Here is a 14,147-nt window from a genome sequence, read left to right on the forward strand (position 1 = left end):
ACTTTGCCCGGGTGACCCTCTCTCTCCTGGTTACGGTGAGGTATGTCCCTCTCTCTTCCCACCGGCGTGGCGCTCACGGTGCTGCTCGATGTCGCGCATGCCGGCGCGCTGACCGCCGCCGCCGTCACCTGCCGGCACGGCCCCTGCCCCAACTGGGATGCCCTGATCACTGACGGGCTGCTCACGTCGCTGGCCACAGTGCGCGGCGCGGTGCTGGTGCTCAGTCCCACGGGTCACGCGCTGCTGCAGGCCCATGGGCTCGGCCCCCATGACCGCGTAAGTGGCGTCGAGCGCGCGGTGGACCGCAGTTACCAGCAGGATGCGCTTGCCCTTCTGCAAGGCCAGGGCTACCGGGTCACATACCCCCACCGCCAGGGCGGCCCCCTGGGGCACGCGCGCGTCGTCCGGTACACCGTCGAGGTGCCGCCCGCGCAGCTCGCACAGCTGGAACACGATTGGCCCAGTCAGCCCCCACCCTTTCCGGGCCAGCCTTTCCACGAAGCGCTGGGGCGGCCCTCGGTGTACGCCACCTGCAGCCGGGGGGGACGTGGCCGCAAAGCGGTCCAGGACCTGGCCGAGCGTGTTCACCACCGGCACATCGATGATGTCTGGCGGTCCCCGCTGATCGTGTTCGTACCCGACATGACCCCGGACCTGCGCAATTACCTGCGGCGACACGCCGCGCAGCGCAACGCGAAGCTGGATCGACAGTTCGGGCCCGGCCAGCTGCACGGCGGCCGGCCCCGCTACGCCGACCTGGACGTGCGGGTGCTGCCGCTGTAGTACGCCGGTGCGATCCCACGGGGACGTAAAGGTGGACACTGATGCTGCCAGTAAGCCTGATTGGCACGGATGCGGACAGCGTCGCGTTCTGCATCGGCTGACCTAAATTGAGTGCATGTCCTTCTCTGAACACGTCGTAGACCTGGCCGAGTTCGATATTTCCGGAGTGGAGTCCGGTCAACAATCAGCCTTCCACATCGTCATGCGGCGCCAAGGCAATGAAGCGCTGATTGAAGGCCGATCGGGCGTCCGTGCCGAAGGATTCAACCACTCAACCTACTTCAGTTGCTTTGGAACGCAGCAACAACTGCTTAATCTGGCAGACCTGCTGTCGAGGAAGGACGGGAACGTCGTTCAAATGAGGCCCGCTAGCCCAGAAGTTCACCCAGGCAATCACCCGATTACATTTCGGTGTCAGGCAGGGGAGATAAATCTCAGGCGACTTGATATTGAATCTTCCTTCGCAACAGATCACGTCCACAAGATCACGCTGAAAGATTTGTGGGACCGGAAATTGCCTGCCAGTCAAGCGGTTGAATACTTCGCGCAACGCCTGAACGATCTCCTCAAAGACTTCTAACACAGTCTCAAGCGATTAAATCCAATGTGCGAATAGGGATACAAGCGTTCCAGACAAGCCTTTTGACTCTCAAAAATCTGTTGACCATGTAATCGTGCATCCGTCAGAGCGCGCGGTGCGCGAATAGCGACTTGGTGTGGCAGCGGCGGCCGGGGCGATAGGGATCACGCTCCGACCAGTAGTCCACGAACAGCGCCGCACCCGACACCACGCCCGGCAACTCGTCGTCGTCGCGCATTCTCTGCATCTCGCGGACGATGGGCCGGACCAGACCATGTACGCTCGTCACCCACACAATGTGCCGGTAGCCCTGCTGGGCGAAGCCCATCATTTTCTCAATCTTGCGGTTGCGCGGGTAGCCGGCGTCCATCTCCACCGCCCAGTCGTCGCCAGGCCCCACCGGGCTCAGAATCGCCGCGTCGGGCAGATGCCCACTCCGCCCCGCGTCGCGGCTGCCCTGCTGGCGCTCTTCGGGCTGCACCAGGCGCCACTCATGGTGCTGGGTGAGGCCGGTGACCTGCAGAATGTTGGGATCACCCACCCGCAGCCAGGCCTCGGCCAGGCCGGCGAGGTGGCCCAGTTCCGCCGGCGTGTGCCGGCTCAGGATAGATTCGTCCAAAGCGACGAAAGTCAAATCCACCTGGCTGGCCTGTTGGGTGCTGCGCGTGGCAACCGTGTAGGTCCGCTGGGGCAGCGTGAGGGGGCGGCTCAGGGGCATCAGGTCATGCCGCCGGAGCTGGACGGTAGTCATGACCTGGGTCACGCCGAGAATCTCGCGCATATCACGTTTGCGGGTTGCGCCGTGGATGAATGTCATGCCCTAGCGTCCCTGCCAGGGGGCTGGTCACCCAGGCGAAGGCAATGTCCCTGACGTCCGTCCCGTCAGCGCCGCTGCGCCCCGTGCTGGAGTACTCCCGGGCGTTGTGCGCCGCAGCCTCCCTCCTGGGTCTGATTATGAATTTGCAGCACAAATCCGTCATGTGTCGCAGGCCGGGTCCCCAGTCGGGGGCCCGGCCTGTCCAGCCCGCGCCGCTGGACAACACCACCAGCCCAGAGCAGGACGCGGCCGGGTGGACCGCAGACCCTCCAGTTACGGTCAGGGCATGATTCGATCAGAATTGGCCGAGATCCTCGGCGTGAATCCGTCCGTCGTCCGCAAATGGTTGCTCACCTATTCTGACCTCACGGGGCAGACCATCGAGACGCGGCTCGACAGCCAGACCGTGACCGACATGCAGAGCGCCCGGGCGTTGGCTCTGGCGCAACCCGGCATGGCCTTCCGTGAAGCCCTGGAGCGCGTGCTGGGCACGTACACCGCACCGGTCCCGCCGGCCAGCGTGGTTGAGCTGATGGGCCGCCTCGAGACGCTGGACACGGCGCTCGCGCGCGTGGAGGACGGCCAGGACGAGTTGCAGGCCAGTCAGGGGACGATGGCTGAGCAGCTGGAACGGATGGCTGAGCAGGTGGAGACCGTGACCGCGCAGCTGGAAACAATTACGGAGTATCTCCGCAAAATTTTCACCCGCCGCACTGGCACCGGTGGCACCGCTGATTCGGCCCTCGCCGGCAACGAGCCTGTCCGGCCGGCTGAGCAGGCTCTGGATCGCTGAGCAAAGCGCCGCCAGCTCCTTCCTCGCTGTCTGGAAGGAGCGGGGATCTGGGCATCTTATATTGATGCCGTCTCAATTCGACAACGGAAGTTACGGAAATTCGTTCGAGATGAGCGCCTGTGATCCACGACCCCCGCTGACCCCAGCGGTGCCAAGTTCGGACGAGATCAATAATGATCGTTCCGCCTTTAACCAAAGAAAAAAGCCCCACACTACGTGGTGCGATCTTCTTGCCACACGACAGGCGTGACTCCCCTAGTGAGGAAGGCGGTCTTTGAAGGTGCCGTAGAGATAGGTGCCGAGCAGGGCGAAGGCGAGCACCAGCAGCATGGGCCAGATCCCCGCTCCGAGCAACGTGAAGATCGGTCCCGGGCAGACCCCCGCCAGGCCCCAGCCCACCCCGAAGGTCAGGCCGCCGAACACGTACCGCCGCCAGCCCTTTTCCTTGTCCGTGACGCGAATGGTCTGTCCGTCCCGGCTGTTCAGGCCACTGCGGCGCAGGAGCAGGGTGGCCACCATTCCGGTCAGCACCGCCGAACCGATCAGCCCGAACATGTGGAAGGACTCGAAGCGGAACATCTCCTGGATGCGGTACCAGCTGGCCGCCTCCGACTTGACGAGGACCACGCCGAAATACAGCCCCGCGAGCAGGTAGACCAGCAGGCCGGTGACTGTGCGGGTGGCGGCAGGCTCGCTGTGGACGCCTGGAATCCGAGGTGTACTGGTCACGCCATCACCGCCATGAAGAGGGGGAGGAGGACGTTCGCGCTCAGGATGCCGCCGACGAAAAAGGACACCGTGGCGATCAGCGAGGGGACTTGCAGGGTGGAGAGGCCCGTGATGGCATGCCCCGAGGTGCAGCCACCCCCGTACCGGGTGCCGAAGCCCACCAGCAGGCCGGAGACGGCCAACAGCAGCCACACGCCGGGATTGGAGAGGTCAGTCAGCTCCGCCGGGACCAGACCAGGACGAAGCTGCACGCCCAACTCCTGCACCGACTGCGCGCCGGCAGCACTCAGGCGGGTGGGTTCCGGGTTGGCCAGCAGGGCACCAGCCACGATCCCACCCAGGATCAGTCCGCCCGCGAACATCAGATTCCAGCGTTCTTTGCGCCAGTCGTAGCGGAAAAAGCCGGGCTTGATGGCATCGGGCAGCAGGATGGCGCAGGCATGCCGCAGGTTGGCAGAGATCCCGAAGCCCTTGTTGCCGAGCCACAACAGCAGCGGGACAGTCAGGCCGATCAGGGGCCCCCCCACGTACCAGGGCAGCGGGGAACGGAGTGCGGTGAGCAGGTCGATCATGGCAATACCTCGGGAGAACAAAACCCGGACTGAGACTTGCTCCAGGCCGGGACGTGGGGGAGGACGGTCAGGGGGCTGGGGGGAGGGCCGCATGCGCGGTTACCGGGGGCGACAGCAGGCGGGGCACATTGGTGGCGAGCACGTACGCGCCCATCACCACCAGGAAGATGCCGAAGCCGCGGCGCAGCGCGGGGCCGCGGATCTTCGTGCCGATCCGCGTGCCGAGCGCGCTGCCCAGGATGCCGATCGCGGCGAAGGTGCCGATAAGCGTCCAATGCAGGTGTGTCTCCCCGGCCAGGGCGTGCTTGAGAAAGCCTGTGGCGGAATTCAGGGTGATGATCACCAGGCTGGTGCCCACCGCGAGCTCGATCGGCAGACCGCCCAGGAAAACCAGCGCGGGGATGATCAGAAAGCCCCCGCCCACACCGACCAGGCCGGTCAGGATGCCCACGCCCAGGCCCTGCCCGGCGGACGCCAGGATGCCTGTCCAGCCCGGGGCAGGGGGACGCGGCGCCTGGCCCGCCACGGGGGGCCGCAGCATAAAGATCGCGGCGAGCAGCATCACGACGGCGAAGATGGACAGCTGGACGACCCCCGGGACAAAGTGGCTGAGCGTGGTGCCGAGCACCGTACCAAGCACGCCAGGGACGCCGAACACCAGAACGCTGCGCCACGCGACCCGTCCGGCGCGGGCGTGGGGGATCAGGCCCACCATGCTGATCGCGCCGACGATGACGAGACTCTCGGTGATCGCCAGCTTGGCCGGTTCACCGACGAGGTACACCAGCACCGGCACGGTCAGGATGCTGCCGCCGGAACCGAGCAGTCCCAGCGACAGGCCGATCAGGATCGCCCCGATCCAGGCAAAGATCACGGCTGGGTGCCGGGCTTCACCTCGCGGCCCTCACGCATCCAGCCCAGGGTGCCGCCCGAGAGGTTCATCACGCCCGTTACGCCCTGCGCGTCCAGATACGCGGCGGCCTGGGCGCTGCGACCGCCACTCAGGCACACGATCACGGCGGGGGCGGTGATCTCGCCCACGCGTGCGGGCAGATCGGACAGGGGAATGTTGATCGCGCCGGGGATATGGCCCTGCTCGTACTCGTCGATCTCGCGGACGTCGTACAGGGTGGCTCCCTCGCGGAGTCTGGGTTCGAGTTCAGCGGTAAAGATGTCTTGGTAGCTCATGTCTTCGTCTCCTGGGGAGCATTCAGTTTCTGGATGTTGTGGGCAGACCTGCGCCGCGCCATGCAGCGATGCCGCCGCCGAGATTGCGGGCGTCCAGGCCAGCGGTCGTAAGAATCCGGGTCGCCTGGGCGCTGCGCAGACCGCTGGCGCACCATGGGCTCAGTCGGTCTTGAGGGTCGTCTGCGTCTTCGTCCAGGCGTCGTAGCCCCCGGCAAGTTCGAGCACGTCGAAGCCCTCGGCGCGCAGCAGGCTCGCGGCGGCGGCGCTCCGGGCGCCGCCCTGGCAATGCACGACGATCTCGCGGTCGCGCGGCAGGGTGTCCAACGTCCAGGGCAAGCGTCCAGCGTGCAGCTGGCGGGCGCCGGGGATGTGGCCTTCCTCGTACTCGGTTTTCGCCCGCACGTCGAGCACCAGGGCGTCCGGATGCGAGCCCAGTTCGGTCGCGGGAATGGGCTGCGCGGCTGCTATCTCCAGCCCCAGAGCGCTGGGAATGAAGCCAATGATGTGGTCCAGGCCCACCATCCACAGCTTGCGGCGCAGTGCTTCCGCCCGGTCTGCAGGAGAGAGCAGGATGAACTCGCGTTCCGGCTTGAGCAACCACCCGGCCCAGGTCTCCAGCGTGCCGCCGTCGGGGATGTTGATGCTGCCCAAGGGCGCGGTGGCCTGGTGCTCTTCTTTCTTGCGCGTATCAATCAGCCGGGCACCGGCCTCGAGGCGCTGACGCACGTCAGTGGCACTGAACGCAGCGAGCGCTCCAACCTGACCCAGCAGAGCGGGACCGTCACGATTTTCCGTCTTCATGCGCCCGTAGTACAGCGGCGCGTCCGGCTGGCCAGAGAGCAACTCCCGCGTGAAGGTTTCCTCGTCGCCCTGCTCTACCAGCCTGCCCCACCAGCTCAGCGCCCGCTCGTAACCCACAGTCGTGGTGGGCACCGCGCCCAGCGCCTTGCCGCACGCGCTGCCCGAGCCGTGACCAGGCCACACCTGCACGTAATCGGGCAGCGTCAGGAACTTGTCGCGCAGGCTGGCGAACATCTGCCCGGCGCCGACAAAGCGGGTGTCCTGACCGCCGGCCGCCTCGTCGAGTAGATCGGGGCGGCCCAGGTCGCCGACGAACACGAAGTCGCCGGTCAGCATCATGCTCGGCGTGTCGCCACGGGGAGTATCGGTGACCAGAAAGCTCAGGTGCTCTGGTGTGTGGCCGGGCGTGTGCACGGCCTGGATGCGAATGTTGCCCACCATGAAGCTGTCGCCGTCATGCAGTTGGGTCTGGTTGCCGTCGTCGTAGGTGTACTGCCAGCCCTCACCGCCCTCGTCGGAGAGCAGGAGCCTGGCGTCTGTCGCCTTGGCCAGTTCGCGGCTCCCCGAGAGGTAGTCGGCGTGGATGTGGGTCTCGGTGACGTGGGTGACGCGCAGTTTCTGGCTTTTCGCCTCGTTGAGGTACTGGGTGATGTCGCGCACCGGGTCCACCACCAGGCATTCGCCGGTCTTCTGGCAGCCGATCAGGTAGGACGCCTGCGCGAGGTCCGTGTCGTAGAAGCGTTGGAAGTACATGCCTAGAGCGTATACCCCCCTCCCCTATCCTGTCAAATACCCCGGGGGGTATACTGGCCGCATGACTGCGACGATGCCCATCAGTGACCGTGAAGCTGAGAAGACGAAGATTCTCAACCGTCTGCGCCGCCTGGAAGGGCAGGTTCGGGGATTGCAGAAGATGGTGGAGGAAGAAAAGGATTGCGTGGAGGTGATGACGCTCTATGCCAGCGTCAGAAGTGCGCTTGAGTCCACTGGCGACGTGATTCTGGAGACCTACGTGGAGATGTGCCAGGCCCGCGAGGAAAAGCCTGCCAATCTCGTGAAGCTGCTCAAGCTCGCTCGGTAAGGCGAGAAGGCGGGCGGACCGGCAGTGGAGTGGTGAAGATGGTCGTTCGCTGGTCGGGCTTCCCCCTCACCGGTCGTCCGGCTGATGTACAGGGGGGGACGCAGAAGGATCCTGACTGCGGCCCAGGTGAAAGACCTGCGGCAGCGCGCCGAGAAGGGCGAGTCGAAAGCCAGCCTTGCCAGAGACTTCGGGATTACCTGGGACACGGTCTACCCATATCTCAAGACCGCGCCCGACGCATAAGCGGACACCCGGCGCATACCGCGCTCTTCTGTACAACATCAAAGGCGGCCTCCGGGGCGCCTTCTTCTTTGCACCCCATGGACTGAATCTGACAAGGCCAAAATTCCAGCCCGCGAGGTCGCAAAAACGTATCGCCCCTTGACGCCACCGTGCAACAGGATTTCGCAACGCCGGAAGCCGCAATTCGTCATGTGCCGCGAAGCACCGCTTGAACCTTCGTTTCCGCAACGGTTGAATGGACTGCCCTGCCCCCTTTGTGTTGTCGAACTCTTCTGCTGTGGAGGTCGCAGTCAGAACGGGTGGCAGAGTTCCAGGCTTGAACAGCTCCCAGCCTCGCCGCCAGATGATGCTGGCCTTCCCTTTGATCCTCAGCGAAGCGTGAACCACCGAATTTTGCGTTCTACAGGCGAGCAAAGCATGCCTGACCCCTGAATGACGCACGGGGCGGGCCTGCCGGAGGCCCGCCCCGCTTTCAGTGCTCTTCAGGCGCGCGTGGCAGGAAGGCGCACGCGGTTGAGCATCAGCGCGTTCACCGTGACGATCACGGTGCTGGCGCTCATCAGCAGCGCCGCCCACTCCGGGCGCAGCAGGATGCCGTAGCTCGGGTACAGGACCCCCGCCGCGAAGGGAATGGCCAGGACGTTGTAAATCGCGGCCCAGAACAGGTTCTGCACGATCTTGCCGCGCACATGGCGGGCCAGGTGGATGGCCCCGGCCACGTCTGCCGGACTGCTGCGCACCAGAATCAGGTCGGCGGTTTCCACGGCCACATCGGTGCCGGCTCCGATGGCAATCCCAACCTCGGCCTGCGCGAGCGCGGGCGCGTCATTCACGCCGTCACCCACCATGGCGACCTTGCGGCCCTGAGCCTGAAGATCCTGGACCTTCGCCGCCTTGTCCTCAGGCAACACTTCAGCGATCACCGTGTCCATTCCCAGCTGCCGCGCCACGGCTTCAGCCGTGTGGCGGTTGTCACCGGTCAGCATCACGGTCTTCACGTTCAAGGCCTGCAGCGCCTGAACAGCCTGCCGCGCTGAATCCCGGATGGTGTCCGCCACGGCCACCACGCCCAGGGCCTGGCCATCGACCGCGACGAACATGGCCGTCTTCCCATCGGCCGCCAGACGGTCCACCTCGCCCAGCAAGGCCCCCACAGCCAGGCCCTCCCGGCCCATCAGCTTGCGGTTCCCAATCAACACCCGCCGGCCCTCAACGGTCGCCTCGACGCCATAACCGGGAATGCTGTCGAAGGTCTCAGGTCGGCTGACCATCACCCCTCTGGCCTCAGCCCCCTTGACGATGGCCTCAGCCAACGGGTGCTGCGAGGGCTGATCGGCGGCGGCGGCCAGGCGCAGCAGTTCGATTTCATCGACACCCAGTGCAGGCAACAGGTCTGTCAGGGCGGGCTTCCCCTCCGTCAGGGTGCCCGTTTTGTCGAACACCACCGTGTCCACGCCTGCTGTCGCTTCCAGGGCGGTGGCGTTCTTGAACAGGACGCCCTCGCGCGCCCCTTTCCCGACTCCCACGGTGATCGCGGTTGGCGTCGCCAGGGCCAGGGCGTCCGGGCAGGCGATCACGATCGCCGAGACCGCGGCTGTCAGCGCGAAGATCACCCCTTCATTTCCCAGGAAATACCAGGCGAGGAAGGCCAGCAGACCGCTGCCCAGGGCCACGAACACCAGGTACTTGCCGGCCGTGTCCGCCAGACGCTGGGCGGGCGCCTTGCTGGCCTGCGCGTTCTGCACCATCTGCACGATGCGCGACAGGGCAGTATCTGCGCCCACGGCGGTGGCCCGGAAATGGAAGGCACCATTCTGGTTGACCGTGCCGCCCGTCACCCGGGCCCCCGCGTTCTTCGCGACCGGAATGGGTTCGCCGGTGATCATGCTCTCGTCGACGTAACTGCTGCCCTCGACCACTTCACCATCGACTGGCACACGGTCACCCGGGCGCACGACCAGGACATCGCCGACGGTCACCTGCTCGAGGGGAATCTCCTGCTCCTGCCCGTTACGCATCACGCGGGCGGTACTCGGGGCCAGCTTCAGCAAGGCTTCCACTGCCCGCCCGGTGGCGAAGCGGGAGCGCATTTCCAGCCAGTGCCCGAGCAGGGACAGCGTGGTCAGCATCGCGGCGGCTTCAAAGAAGACCTCGGTTCCGCCCAGAAAGAACGTGGCATACACGCTGAAGAGCCAGCTCACCAGCACGCCGGTGGCGATCAGCGTCATCATGTTCGCTTCGCCGCGCTTGAGCGCCCGCCAGGCAGCGGAAATGAACGGCCACCCGCCCCACCACACGACCGGCGTGGACAGCAAGAGGCCGAACCAGGCCATCGAGAGCCCGAACGGGGGCCTGGCCGTAAAGCCGAAGGTTTCGCCGATGGGGGAATACAGGACGAGGGGAATGGACAGCACCAGGCTGATCACGAAGCGGCGGAGCATGTCATTCACCATGTGCTCGCCGTGCCCCGCGTGTTCGTCGTGGTCCATCCCAGCGTGCGCGTTGTGCCCGGCATTGGTCATGCTTTCGTGAGGGCCGTGACTGGCCGCAACGTGCGGATCCTGCCCACCGGCAGCTTCCAGGTGGCCCACTGCGGCTTGGTCATGCATCATCGCGCTGCGGTTGGGTGTCCTGTGCTCCTGGTGCTCTTGGCCGGCACCCGGGTGACCGGGCTGAGCCGAGGACGGCAGGCAGTCCTGGCAGGCGCAGTCGTAGCCAGCCTCATGCAGGTACTGCCGAAGCTCGGCTTCTGTGGCCCGTCCCGGGTTGTACCCCAGGTGCGCCACCGCGCGGGTGCGGTCAATGTGGACGGAGGTCACGCCAGGGACCCGCGCGAGGCTCCGTTCCAGATCGGCGAACTCCGAAGCGTCATGGCAGTTCTTGAACGCCACTTCAAGGACAGCGGCTGGTGCAGGCTGGTGGCCCTGGTGCCCGCTGTGATCGTGCATCGTCATGCGTCTCTCCTGCCCATCCGTTCAGCGTAGGTTGGGGCTGTTCAGACCCTGCAAAGGGTCAGGCCAGAAGTGCTTCGAGTTTTGGGCGCTGCTGGTCAAAGGTGCCGTAAAAGAACTGCTCGCCTACGACAGTGATCGGCGCGACGCGCACGCCGTACCGCGCCTTTGCCTCGTTCGCCACAGCGGGGACCGTCAGGTCACGCTCTTCATAGGGAATGCCGTGCTGACCAAGCCACAGGCGCAGGGCGTGGCAGTCCGGGCAGGTGGGCGTCGCGTACAGGATGACCTCTGGCATGGGGAACCTCTCAAGGACAAGGGGGTGGACCCACGTCCACCCCCCGAGGATGTGCCGGGCGGGATCAGACGTACTTGAAGATTTCCATCAGTTCGTCGACGATCTCGGCTTCGTCGCCACGGGTCGCGGCGGTCGCCACATGCGCTTCGAGGTGGCCGCGCAGGATCACGCCTGCCGCACCATCCAGTGCGCCCTGCACGGCCTTGATCTGCCGCAGGACGTCCACGCAGTACACGTCCGGGTCTTCCAAAGAGCGGCGGATGCTGTCCAGGTGCCCACGGGCGATGGCGAGACGACGCGCGGCGCGCTTGCGGCTGTCCTCTGGCATGCAGAGGGTGTGGCCCGTATGGCAGTGCTCCCCCTCCGGGAGGGTCACGTCCGGCAGCTCAGCGGTCATCTCCCTGGCCATTAGCGGTTCGCCATCTGAGCGCCGTAGCCTTCCTCGACGACGGCTTCAATTAGCTGCTGTAGTTCAGTATCGCCGTTCACAACAGCTTTGCCGGTCTTCAGGTCCACCTGAGCGTCGGTCACACCGGGAACGCCCTTGAGGGCCCTGGTCACGCCGGCCTGGCAGTGGCCGCAAGTCATGCCGGTGATGTCAAGTTCAATCTTGGTCATGGTCTTCCTCCTGACATCAGGATAGACCCTCCCCCCCTGGGTGTCAAGATTAATACATTCAAAACTCTGTGTCTCTCGCACAGATATCATCATCTCTTGACAATCCCCCTCCCCTAGGTCTATAAATTCTTGAGCGAAGATCCTCCCTGGGGGGATAGGAGGAAGCAACGATGACACAGACCATCGAACTCGGCGTGCAGGGCATGACCTGCGCCAGCTGCGTCGGCAGAGTCGAACGCGGACTGAAGAAGGTTGAAGGCGTCGAGAGCGTCAACGTGAACCTGGCCACCGAACGCGCCACCGTCACCTATGATCCCGCGGTCGCCACCCCACAGATCCTGCTGGACAAAGTGAAAGATGTCGGCTACGAACCCGTCGTCAGCCACATCGAACTGGGCGTGCAGGGGATGACCTGCGCCAGCTGCGTCGGAAGGGTCGAACGCGGCCTTCAGAAAGTCGACGGCGTGCTGAATGCCACCGTCAACCTGGCCACCGAACGCGCCAGCATCGCTTACCTGCCCTCCAGCGTCAGCCCCGGGCAGCTCAAGGCCGCCATTCGGGCATCCGGATACGAGGTGCTCGAGCAGCAGGCTGGCCTGAGCCGCGAGGACCAGGAACGCGAAGTGCGTGCGCGGGAAGTCACCCACCTGCGCGGGCAGGTCATGTTCAGCGCGGCGTTCGCCATCCCCCTGATGTTGATCGCCATGGTGCCGATGCTGATCCCGGCCGTGAACGACTGGCTGATGACCACCTTCGGCGATGGCGTCATGGGGACGTTGAACTGGGTGATGCTGGCGCTCGCCGTGCCGATCCAGTTCGGCCCCGGGCGGCGCTTCTACCGCCTGGGTTGGAAAAGCCTGAAGATGAAATCCCCTGACATGAACGCCCTGGTGATGATCGGCACCTCGGCCGCATTCCTGTATAGCCTGGTGGCCACGGTCGCCCCCGGCATCTTCCCGGAAGGCACCGCGCACGTGTACTACGAGGCTTCGGGCGTCGTCATCACGCTGATCCTGCTGGGCAAGTACTTCGAGGCCATCGCCAAGGGCCGTTCCAGCGAGGCCATGAAAAAGCTCCTCTCCCTGCAAGCCAGGACCGCCCGCGTGGTCCGGGGCGGCCAGGAACTCGAACTCTCCACCGACGAAGTGCTGGTGGGCGACCTGATCTCGGTTCGGCCTGGCGAGAAGATCCCGGTCGACGGCGAAGTCGTCAGCGGCACCTCCTTCGTGGACGAGAGCATGATCACGGGCGAACCCGTCCCGGTTCGCAAGCAGGAGGGCGCGGGCGTCGTGGGCGGCACCATCAACCAGAACGGCGCCCTGACCTTCCGCGCCACGCGCATCGGCGCCGACACCGCGCTGGCGCAGATCATCAAGCTCGTCGAGACGGCCCAGGGCAGCAAGCCCCCCATCCAGGGCCTCGCCGACAGGGTGGTCGCGGTCTTCGTCCCGGTCGTGCTGGGCATCGCCGCGCTGACCTTTCTGCTGTGGCTGCTCCTCGGTGGGCAGACCGCCCTCTCCTTCGCCCTGATCACGACGGTCGCGGTGCTGATCATCGCCTGCCCCTGCGCCATGGGTCTGGCGACGCCCACCAGCATCATGGTCGGGACCGGCAAGGCCGCGGAGCTGGGCGTGCTGTTCAAGGGGGGCGGCGCCCTGGAAGGCCTTCAGGACGTGCAGGTGGTCGCGGTCGACAAGACCGGCACGCTGACCAAGGGGCGGCCAGAACTGACCGATCTGGTGACCGCCACCGGCTTCAACCGCAATGACGTCCTGAGGCTGGTCGCGGCCGCTGAAGAGCAAAGCGAGCACCCCATCGCGCGGGCCATCGTGGACGCGGCGAAGCGCGAGGGCATCACCACCGTGAAGCCTGGGGCCTTTGAAGCGGTGCCCGGCTATGGCCTGGAAGCGAATGTGGACGGGCGCCTGGTGCAGGTGGGCGCCGACCGGTATATGACCCGGCTGGGGCTGGACGTGAACGTCTTCGGGCCACAGGCCCAGCAGCTCGGCGACGAGGGCAAGAGCCCGCTGTACGCCGCCATCGACGGTCAGCTCGCGGCCATCATCGCCGTCGCGGACCCGATCAAGGATGGCAGTCAGGAGGCGGTGAACGCGCTGCACCAGATGGGCCTGAAGGTCGCGATGATTACCGGTGACAACGCCCGCACGGCGCAGGCCATCGCTCGCCAGCTGGGCATCGACGAGGTGCTGGCGGAAGTCCTGCCCAGCGGCAAGAGTGACGCCGTCAAGGAACTCCAGGCGAAGGGCCACAAGGTCGCCTTCGTCGGCGACGGCATCAACGACGCTCCTGCTCTGGCTCAAGCCGATGTCGGTCTGGCCATCGGCACCGGCACGGACGTGGCCGTCGAGACCGCCGACGTGATCCTGATGTCGGGCGACCTGCGCGGTGTGCCCAACGCTTTCGCGCTCAGCCGCGCGACGTTGCGGAACATCAAGCTGAATCTGTTCTGGGCCTTCGCGTACAACATCGTCCTGATTCCCGTCGCGGCGGGCGTGCTGTACCCCGCGTTCGGCCTCCTGCTCAGCCCGGTGCTCGCGGCGGCAGCGATGGGCTTCTCGAGCGTCTTCGTTCTCTCCAACGCCCTGCGGCTGCGCGGCTTCCGGCCCCCCTTGAAGCCGGACGCGGTGGCCGTCGCCGCCCAGCCTTCCCTGCCCGCCCACGCCTGAAGCCAT

Annotated in this window: 16 protein-coding genes; 6 read left to right on the plus strand and 10 right to left on the minus strand. The window is 65.6% G+C overall.

The features are described from left to right. Positions 1 to 42 precede the first annotated feature (42 nt). On the plus strand, positions 43 to 783 hold the full coding sequence (locus HNQ08_RS19190) for a hypothetical protein (RefSeq protein ID WP_184135816.1): 741 nt from the start codon (positions 43 to 45) through the stop codon (positions 781 to 783). Between the two features lie 115 nt (positions 784 to 898). Next, positions 899 to 1,363 (plus strand): hypothetical protein, encoded by a 465-nt coding sequence (locus HNQ08_RS19195; protein ID WP_184135818.1) that lies wholly within the window; start codon positions 899 to 901, stop codon positions 1,361 to 1,363. Positions 1,364 to 1,466: 103 nt separating this feature from the next. Here the strand turns inward: HNQ08_RS19195 and HNQ08_RS19200 are convergent, their stop codons facing one another. Continuing rightward, on the minus strand, positions 1,467 to 2,180 hold the full coding sequence (locus HNQ08_RS19200) for a hypothetical protein (protein WP_184135821.1): 714 nt from the start codon (positions 2,178 to 2,180) through the stop codon (positions 1,467 to 1,469). Positions 2,181 to 2,466: 286 nt separating this feature from the next. Between HNQ08_RS19200 and HNQ08_RS19205 the strand changes: the two genes are divergently transcribed. Beyond that, complete coding sequence (locus tag HNQ08_RS19205; protein WP_184135823.1) at positions 2,467 to 2,973, plus strand: hypothetical protein; 507 nt, start codon at positions 2,467 to 2,469, stop codon at positions 2,971 to 2,973. A gap of 255 nt (positions 2,974 to 3,228) precedes the next feature. On the opposite strand, the gene HNQ08_RS19210 is transcribed toward HNQ08_RS19205, so the two are convergent. The 5 genes from HNQ08_RS19210 to HNQ08_RS19230 all read right to left on the minus strand — a co-directional run bounded on the left by HNQ08_RS19210 (position 3,229) and on the right by HNQ08_RS19230 (position 7,016). Further along, positions 3,229 to 3,702 (minus strand): DUF6691 family protein, encoded by a 474-nt coding sequence (locus HNQ08_RS19210; protein WP_184135826.1) that lies wholly within the window; start codon positions 3,700 to 3,702, stop codon positions 3,229 to 3,231. Further along, the gene (locus tag HNQ08_RS19215; protein ID WP_184135828.1) at positions 3,699 to 4,274 is read right to left on the minus strand and encodes a YeeE/YedE family protein; all 576 of its coding nucleotides are present in this window, start codon (positions 4,272 to 4,274) and stop codon (positions 3,699 to 3,701) included. The genes HNQ08_RS19210 and HNQ08_RS19215 overlap by 4 nt, the downstream gene beginning before the upstream one ends. Before the next feature lie 67 nt (positions 4,275 to 4,341). Then, positions 4,342 to 5,148 carry a sulfite exporter TauE/SafE family protein gene (locus HNQ08_RS19220; RefSeq protein WP_184135830.1) on the minus strand — a complete coding sequence of 269 codons (807 nt, stop codon included), beginning with the start codon at positions 5,146 to 5,148 and terminating at the stop codon, positions 4,342 to 4,344. Next, positions 5,145 to 5,462, minus strand: a complete 318-nt coding sequence (locus HNQ08_RS19225) for a rhodanese-like domain-containing protein (protein WP_184135831.1) — start codon at positions 5,460 to 5,462, stop codon at positions 5,145 to 5,147. The genes HNQ08_RS19220 and HNQ08_RS19225 overlap by 4 nt, the downstream gene beginning before the upstream one ends. A 159-nt stretch (positions 5,463 to 5,621) precedes the next feature. Further along, the gene (locus HNQ08_RS19230; RefSeq protein WP_184135833.1) at positions 5,622 to 7,016 is read right to left on the minus strand and encodes an MBL fold metallo-hydrolase; all 1,395 of its coding nucleotides are present in this window, start codon (positions 7,014 to 7,016) and stop codon (positions 5,622 to 5,624) included. Positions 7,017 to 7,077: 61 nt separating this feature from the next. Here HNQ08_RS19230 and HNQ08_RS19235 point away from each other — a divergent pair, with 61 nt between their 5' ends. Together HNQ08_RS19235 and HNQ08_RS19240 are read left to right on the plus strand one after the other, a co-directional pair. Next, a complete protein-coding gene (locus tag HNQ08_RS19235; RefSeq protein WP_179163916.1) occupies positions 7,078 to 7,344 on the plus strand; it encodes a metal-sensitive transcriptional regulator in 267 nt (88 codons plus the stop codon). 84 nt (positions 7,345 to 7,428) lie between these two features. Next, positions 7,429 to 7,587, plus strand: coding sequence for a helix-turn-helix domain-containing protein (locus tag HNQ08_RS19240; protein WP_184135835.1), 159 nt, complete (start codon positions 7,429 to 7,431; stop codon positions 7,585 to 7,587). A gap of 482 nt (positions 7,588 to 8,069) precedes the next feature. Here the strand turns inward: HNQ08_RS19240 and HNQ08_RS19245 are convergent, their stop codons facing one another. The 4 genes from HNQ08_RS19245 to HNQ08_RS19260 all read right to left on the minus strand — a co-directional run bounded on the left by HNQ08_RS19245 (position 8,070) and on the right by HNQ08_RS19260 (position 11,454). Next, positions 8,070 to 10,541 carry a heavy metal translocating P-type ATPase gene (locus HNQ08_RS19245; RefSeq protein WP_221284309.1) on the minus strand — a complete coding sequence of 824 codons (2,472 nt, stop codon included), beginning with the start codon at positions 10,539 to 10,541 and terminating at the stop codon, positions 8,070 to 8,072. 58 nt (positions 10,542 to 10,599) lie between these two features. Continuing rightward, complete coding sequence (locus HNQ08_RS19250) at positions 10,600 to 10,836, minus strand: glutaredoxin family protein (protein ID WP_184135838.1); 237 nt, start codon at positions 10,834 to 10,836, stop codon at positions 10,600 to 10,602. Between the two features lie 64 nt (positions 10,837 to 10,900). Beyond that, positions 10,901 to 11,233, minus strand: coding sequence for a metal-sensitive transcriptional regulator (locus HNQ08_RS19255; protein ID WP_280527614.1), 333 nt, complete (start codon positions 11,231 to 11,233; stop codon positions 10,901 to 10,903). 11 nt (positions 11,234 to 11,244) lie between these two features. Beyond that, on the minus strand, positions 11,245 to 11,454 hold the full coding sequence (locus HNQ08_RS19260; RefSeq protein ID WP_184135840.1) for a CopZ family metallochaperone: 210 nt from the start codon (positions 11,452 to 11,454) through the stop codon (positions 11,245 to 11,247). A gap of 170 nt (positions 11,455 to 11,624) precedes the next feature. On the opposite strand from HNQ08_RS19260, the gene HNQ08_RS19265 reads away from it, so the two are divergent. Next, positions 11,625 to 14,141: a heavy metal translocating P-type ATPase gene (locus tag HNQ08_RS19265; protein ID WP_184135842.1), complete on the plus strand. Its 2,517-nt coding sequence runs from the start codon at positions 11,625 to 11,627 to the stop codon at positions 14,139 to 14,141. The last annotated feature ends 6 nt before the right edge of the window (positions 14,142 to 14,147 follow it).

The sequence above is a fragment of the Deinococcus humi genome (assembly GCF_014201875.1).
GTDB classification, from domain to species: domain Bacteria; phylum Deinococcota; class Deinococci; order Deinococcales; family Deinococcaceae; genus Deinococcus; species Deinococcus humi.

Excerpts from the sequence above, each read along its gene's own strand:
- HNQ08_RS19190 (WP_184135816.1), top strand. The coding sequence starts at position 43 with ATGTCCCTCTCTCTTCCCACCGGCGTGGCGCTCACGGTGCTGCTCGAT.
- HNQ08_RS19195 (WP_184135818.1), top strand. The coding sequence starts at position 899 with ATGTCCTTCTCTGAACACGTCGTAGACCTGGCCGAGTTCGATATTTCC.
- HNQ08_RS19200 (WP_184135821.1), bottom strand. The coding sequence starts at position 2,180 with ATGACATTCATCCACGGCGCAACCCGCAAACGTGATATGCGCGAGATT.
- HNQ08_RS19205 (WP_184135823.1), top strand. The coding sequence starts at position 2,467 with ATGATTCGATCAGAATTGGCCGAGATCCTCGGCGTGAATCCGTCCGTC.
- HNQ08_RS19215 (WP_184135828.1), bottom strand. The coding sequence starts at position 4,274 with ATGATCGACCTGCTCACCGCACTCCGTTCCCCGCTGCCCTGGTACGTG.
- HNQ08_RS19225 (WP_184135831.1), bottom strand. The coding sequence starts at position 5,462 with ATGAGCTACCAAGACATCTTTACCGCTGAACTCGAACCCAGACTCCGC.
- HNQ08_RS19230 (WP_184135833.1), bottom strand. The coding sequence starts at position 7,016 with ATGTACTTCCAACGCTTCTACGACACGGACCTCGCGCAGGCGTCCTAC.
- HNQ08_RS19235 (WP_179163916.1), top strand. The coding sequence starts at position 7,078 with ATGACTGCGACGATGCCCATCAGTGACCGTGAAGCTGAGAAGACGAAG.
- HNQ08_RS19240 (WP_184135835.1), top strand. The coding sequence starts at position 7,429 with ATGTACAGGGGGGGACGCAGAAGGATCCTGACTGCGGCCCAGGTGAAA.
- HNQ08_RS19245 (WP_221284309.1), bottom strand. The coding sequence starts at position 10,541 with ATGACGATGCACGATCACAGCGGGCACCAGGGCCACCAGCCTGCACCA.
- HNQ08_RS19250 (WP_184135838.1), bottom strand. The coding sequence starts at position 10,836 with ATGCCAGAGGTCATCCTGTACGCGACGCCCACCTGCCCGGACTGCCAC.
- HNQ08_RS19255 (WP_280527614.1), bottom strand. The coding sequence starts at position 11,233 with ATGACCGCTGAGCTGCCGGACGTGACCCTCCCGGAGGGGGAGCACTGC.
- HNQ08_RS19260 (WP_184135840.1), bottom strand. The coding sequence starts at position 11,454 with ATGACCAAGATTGAACTTGACATCACCGGCATGACTTGCGGCCACTGC.
- HNQ08_RS19265 (WP_184135842.1), top strand. The coding sequence starts at position 11,625 with ATGACACAGACCATCGAACTCGGCGTGCAGGGCATGACCTGCGCCAGC.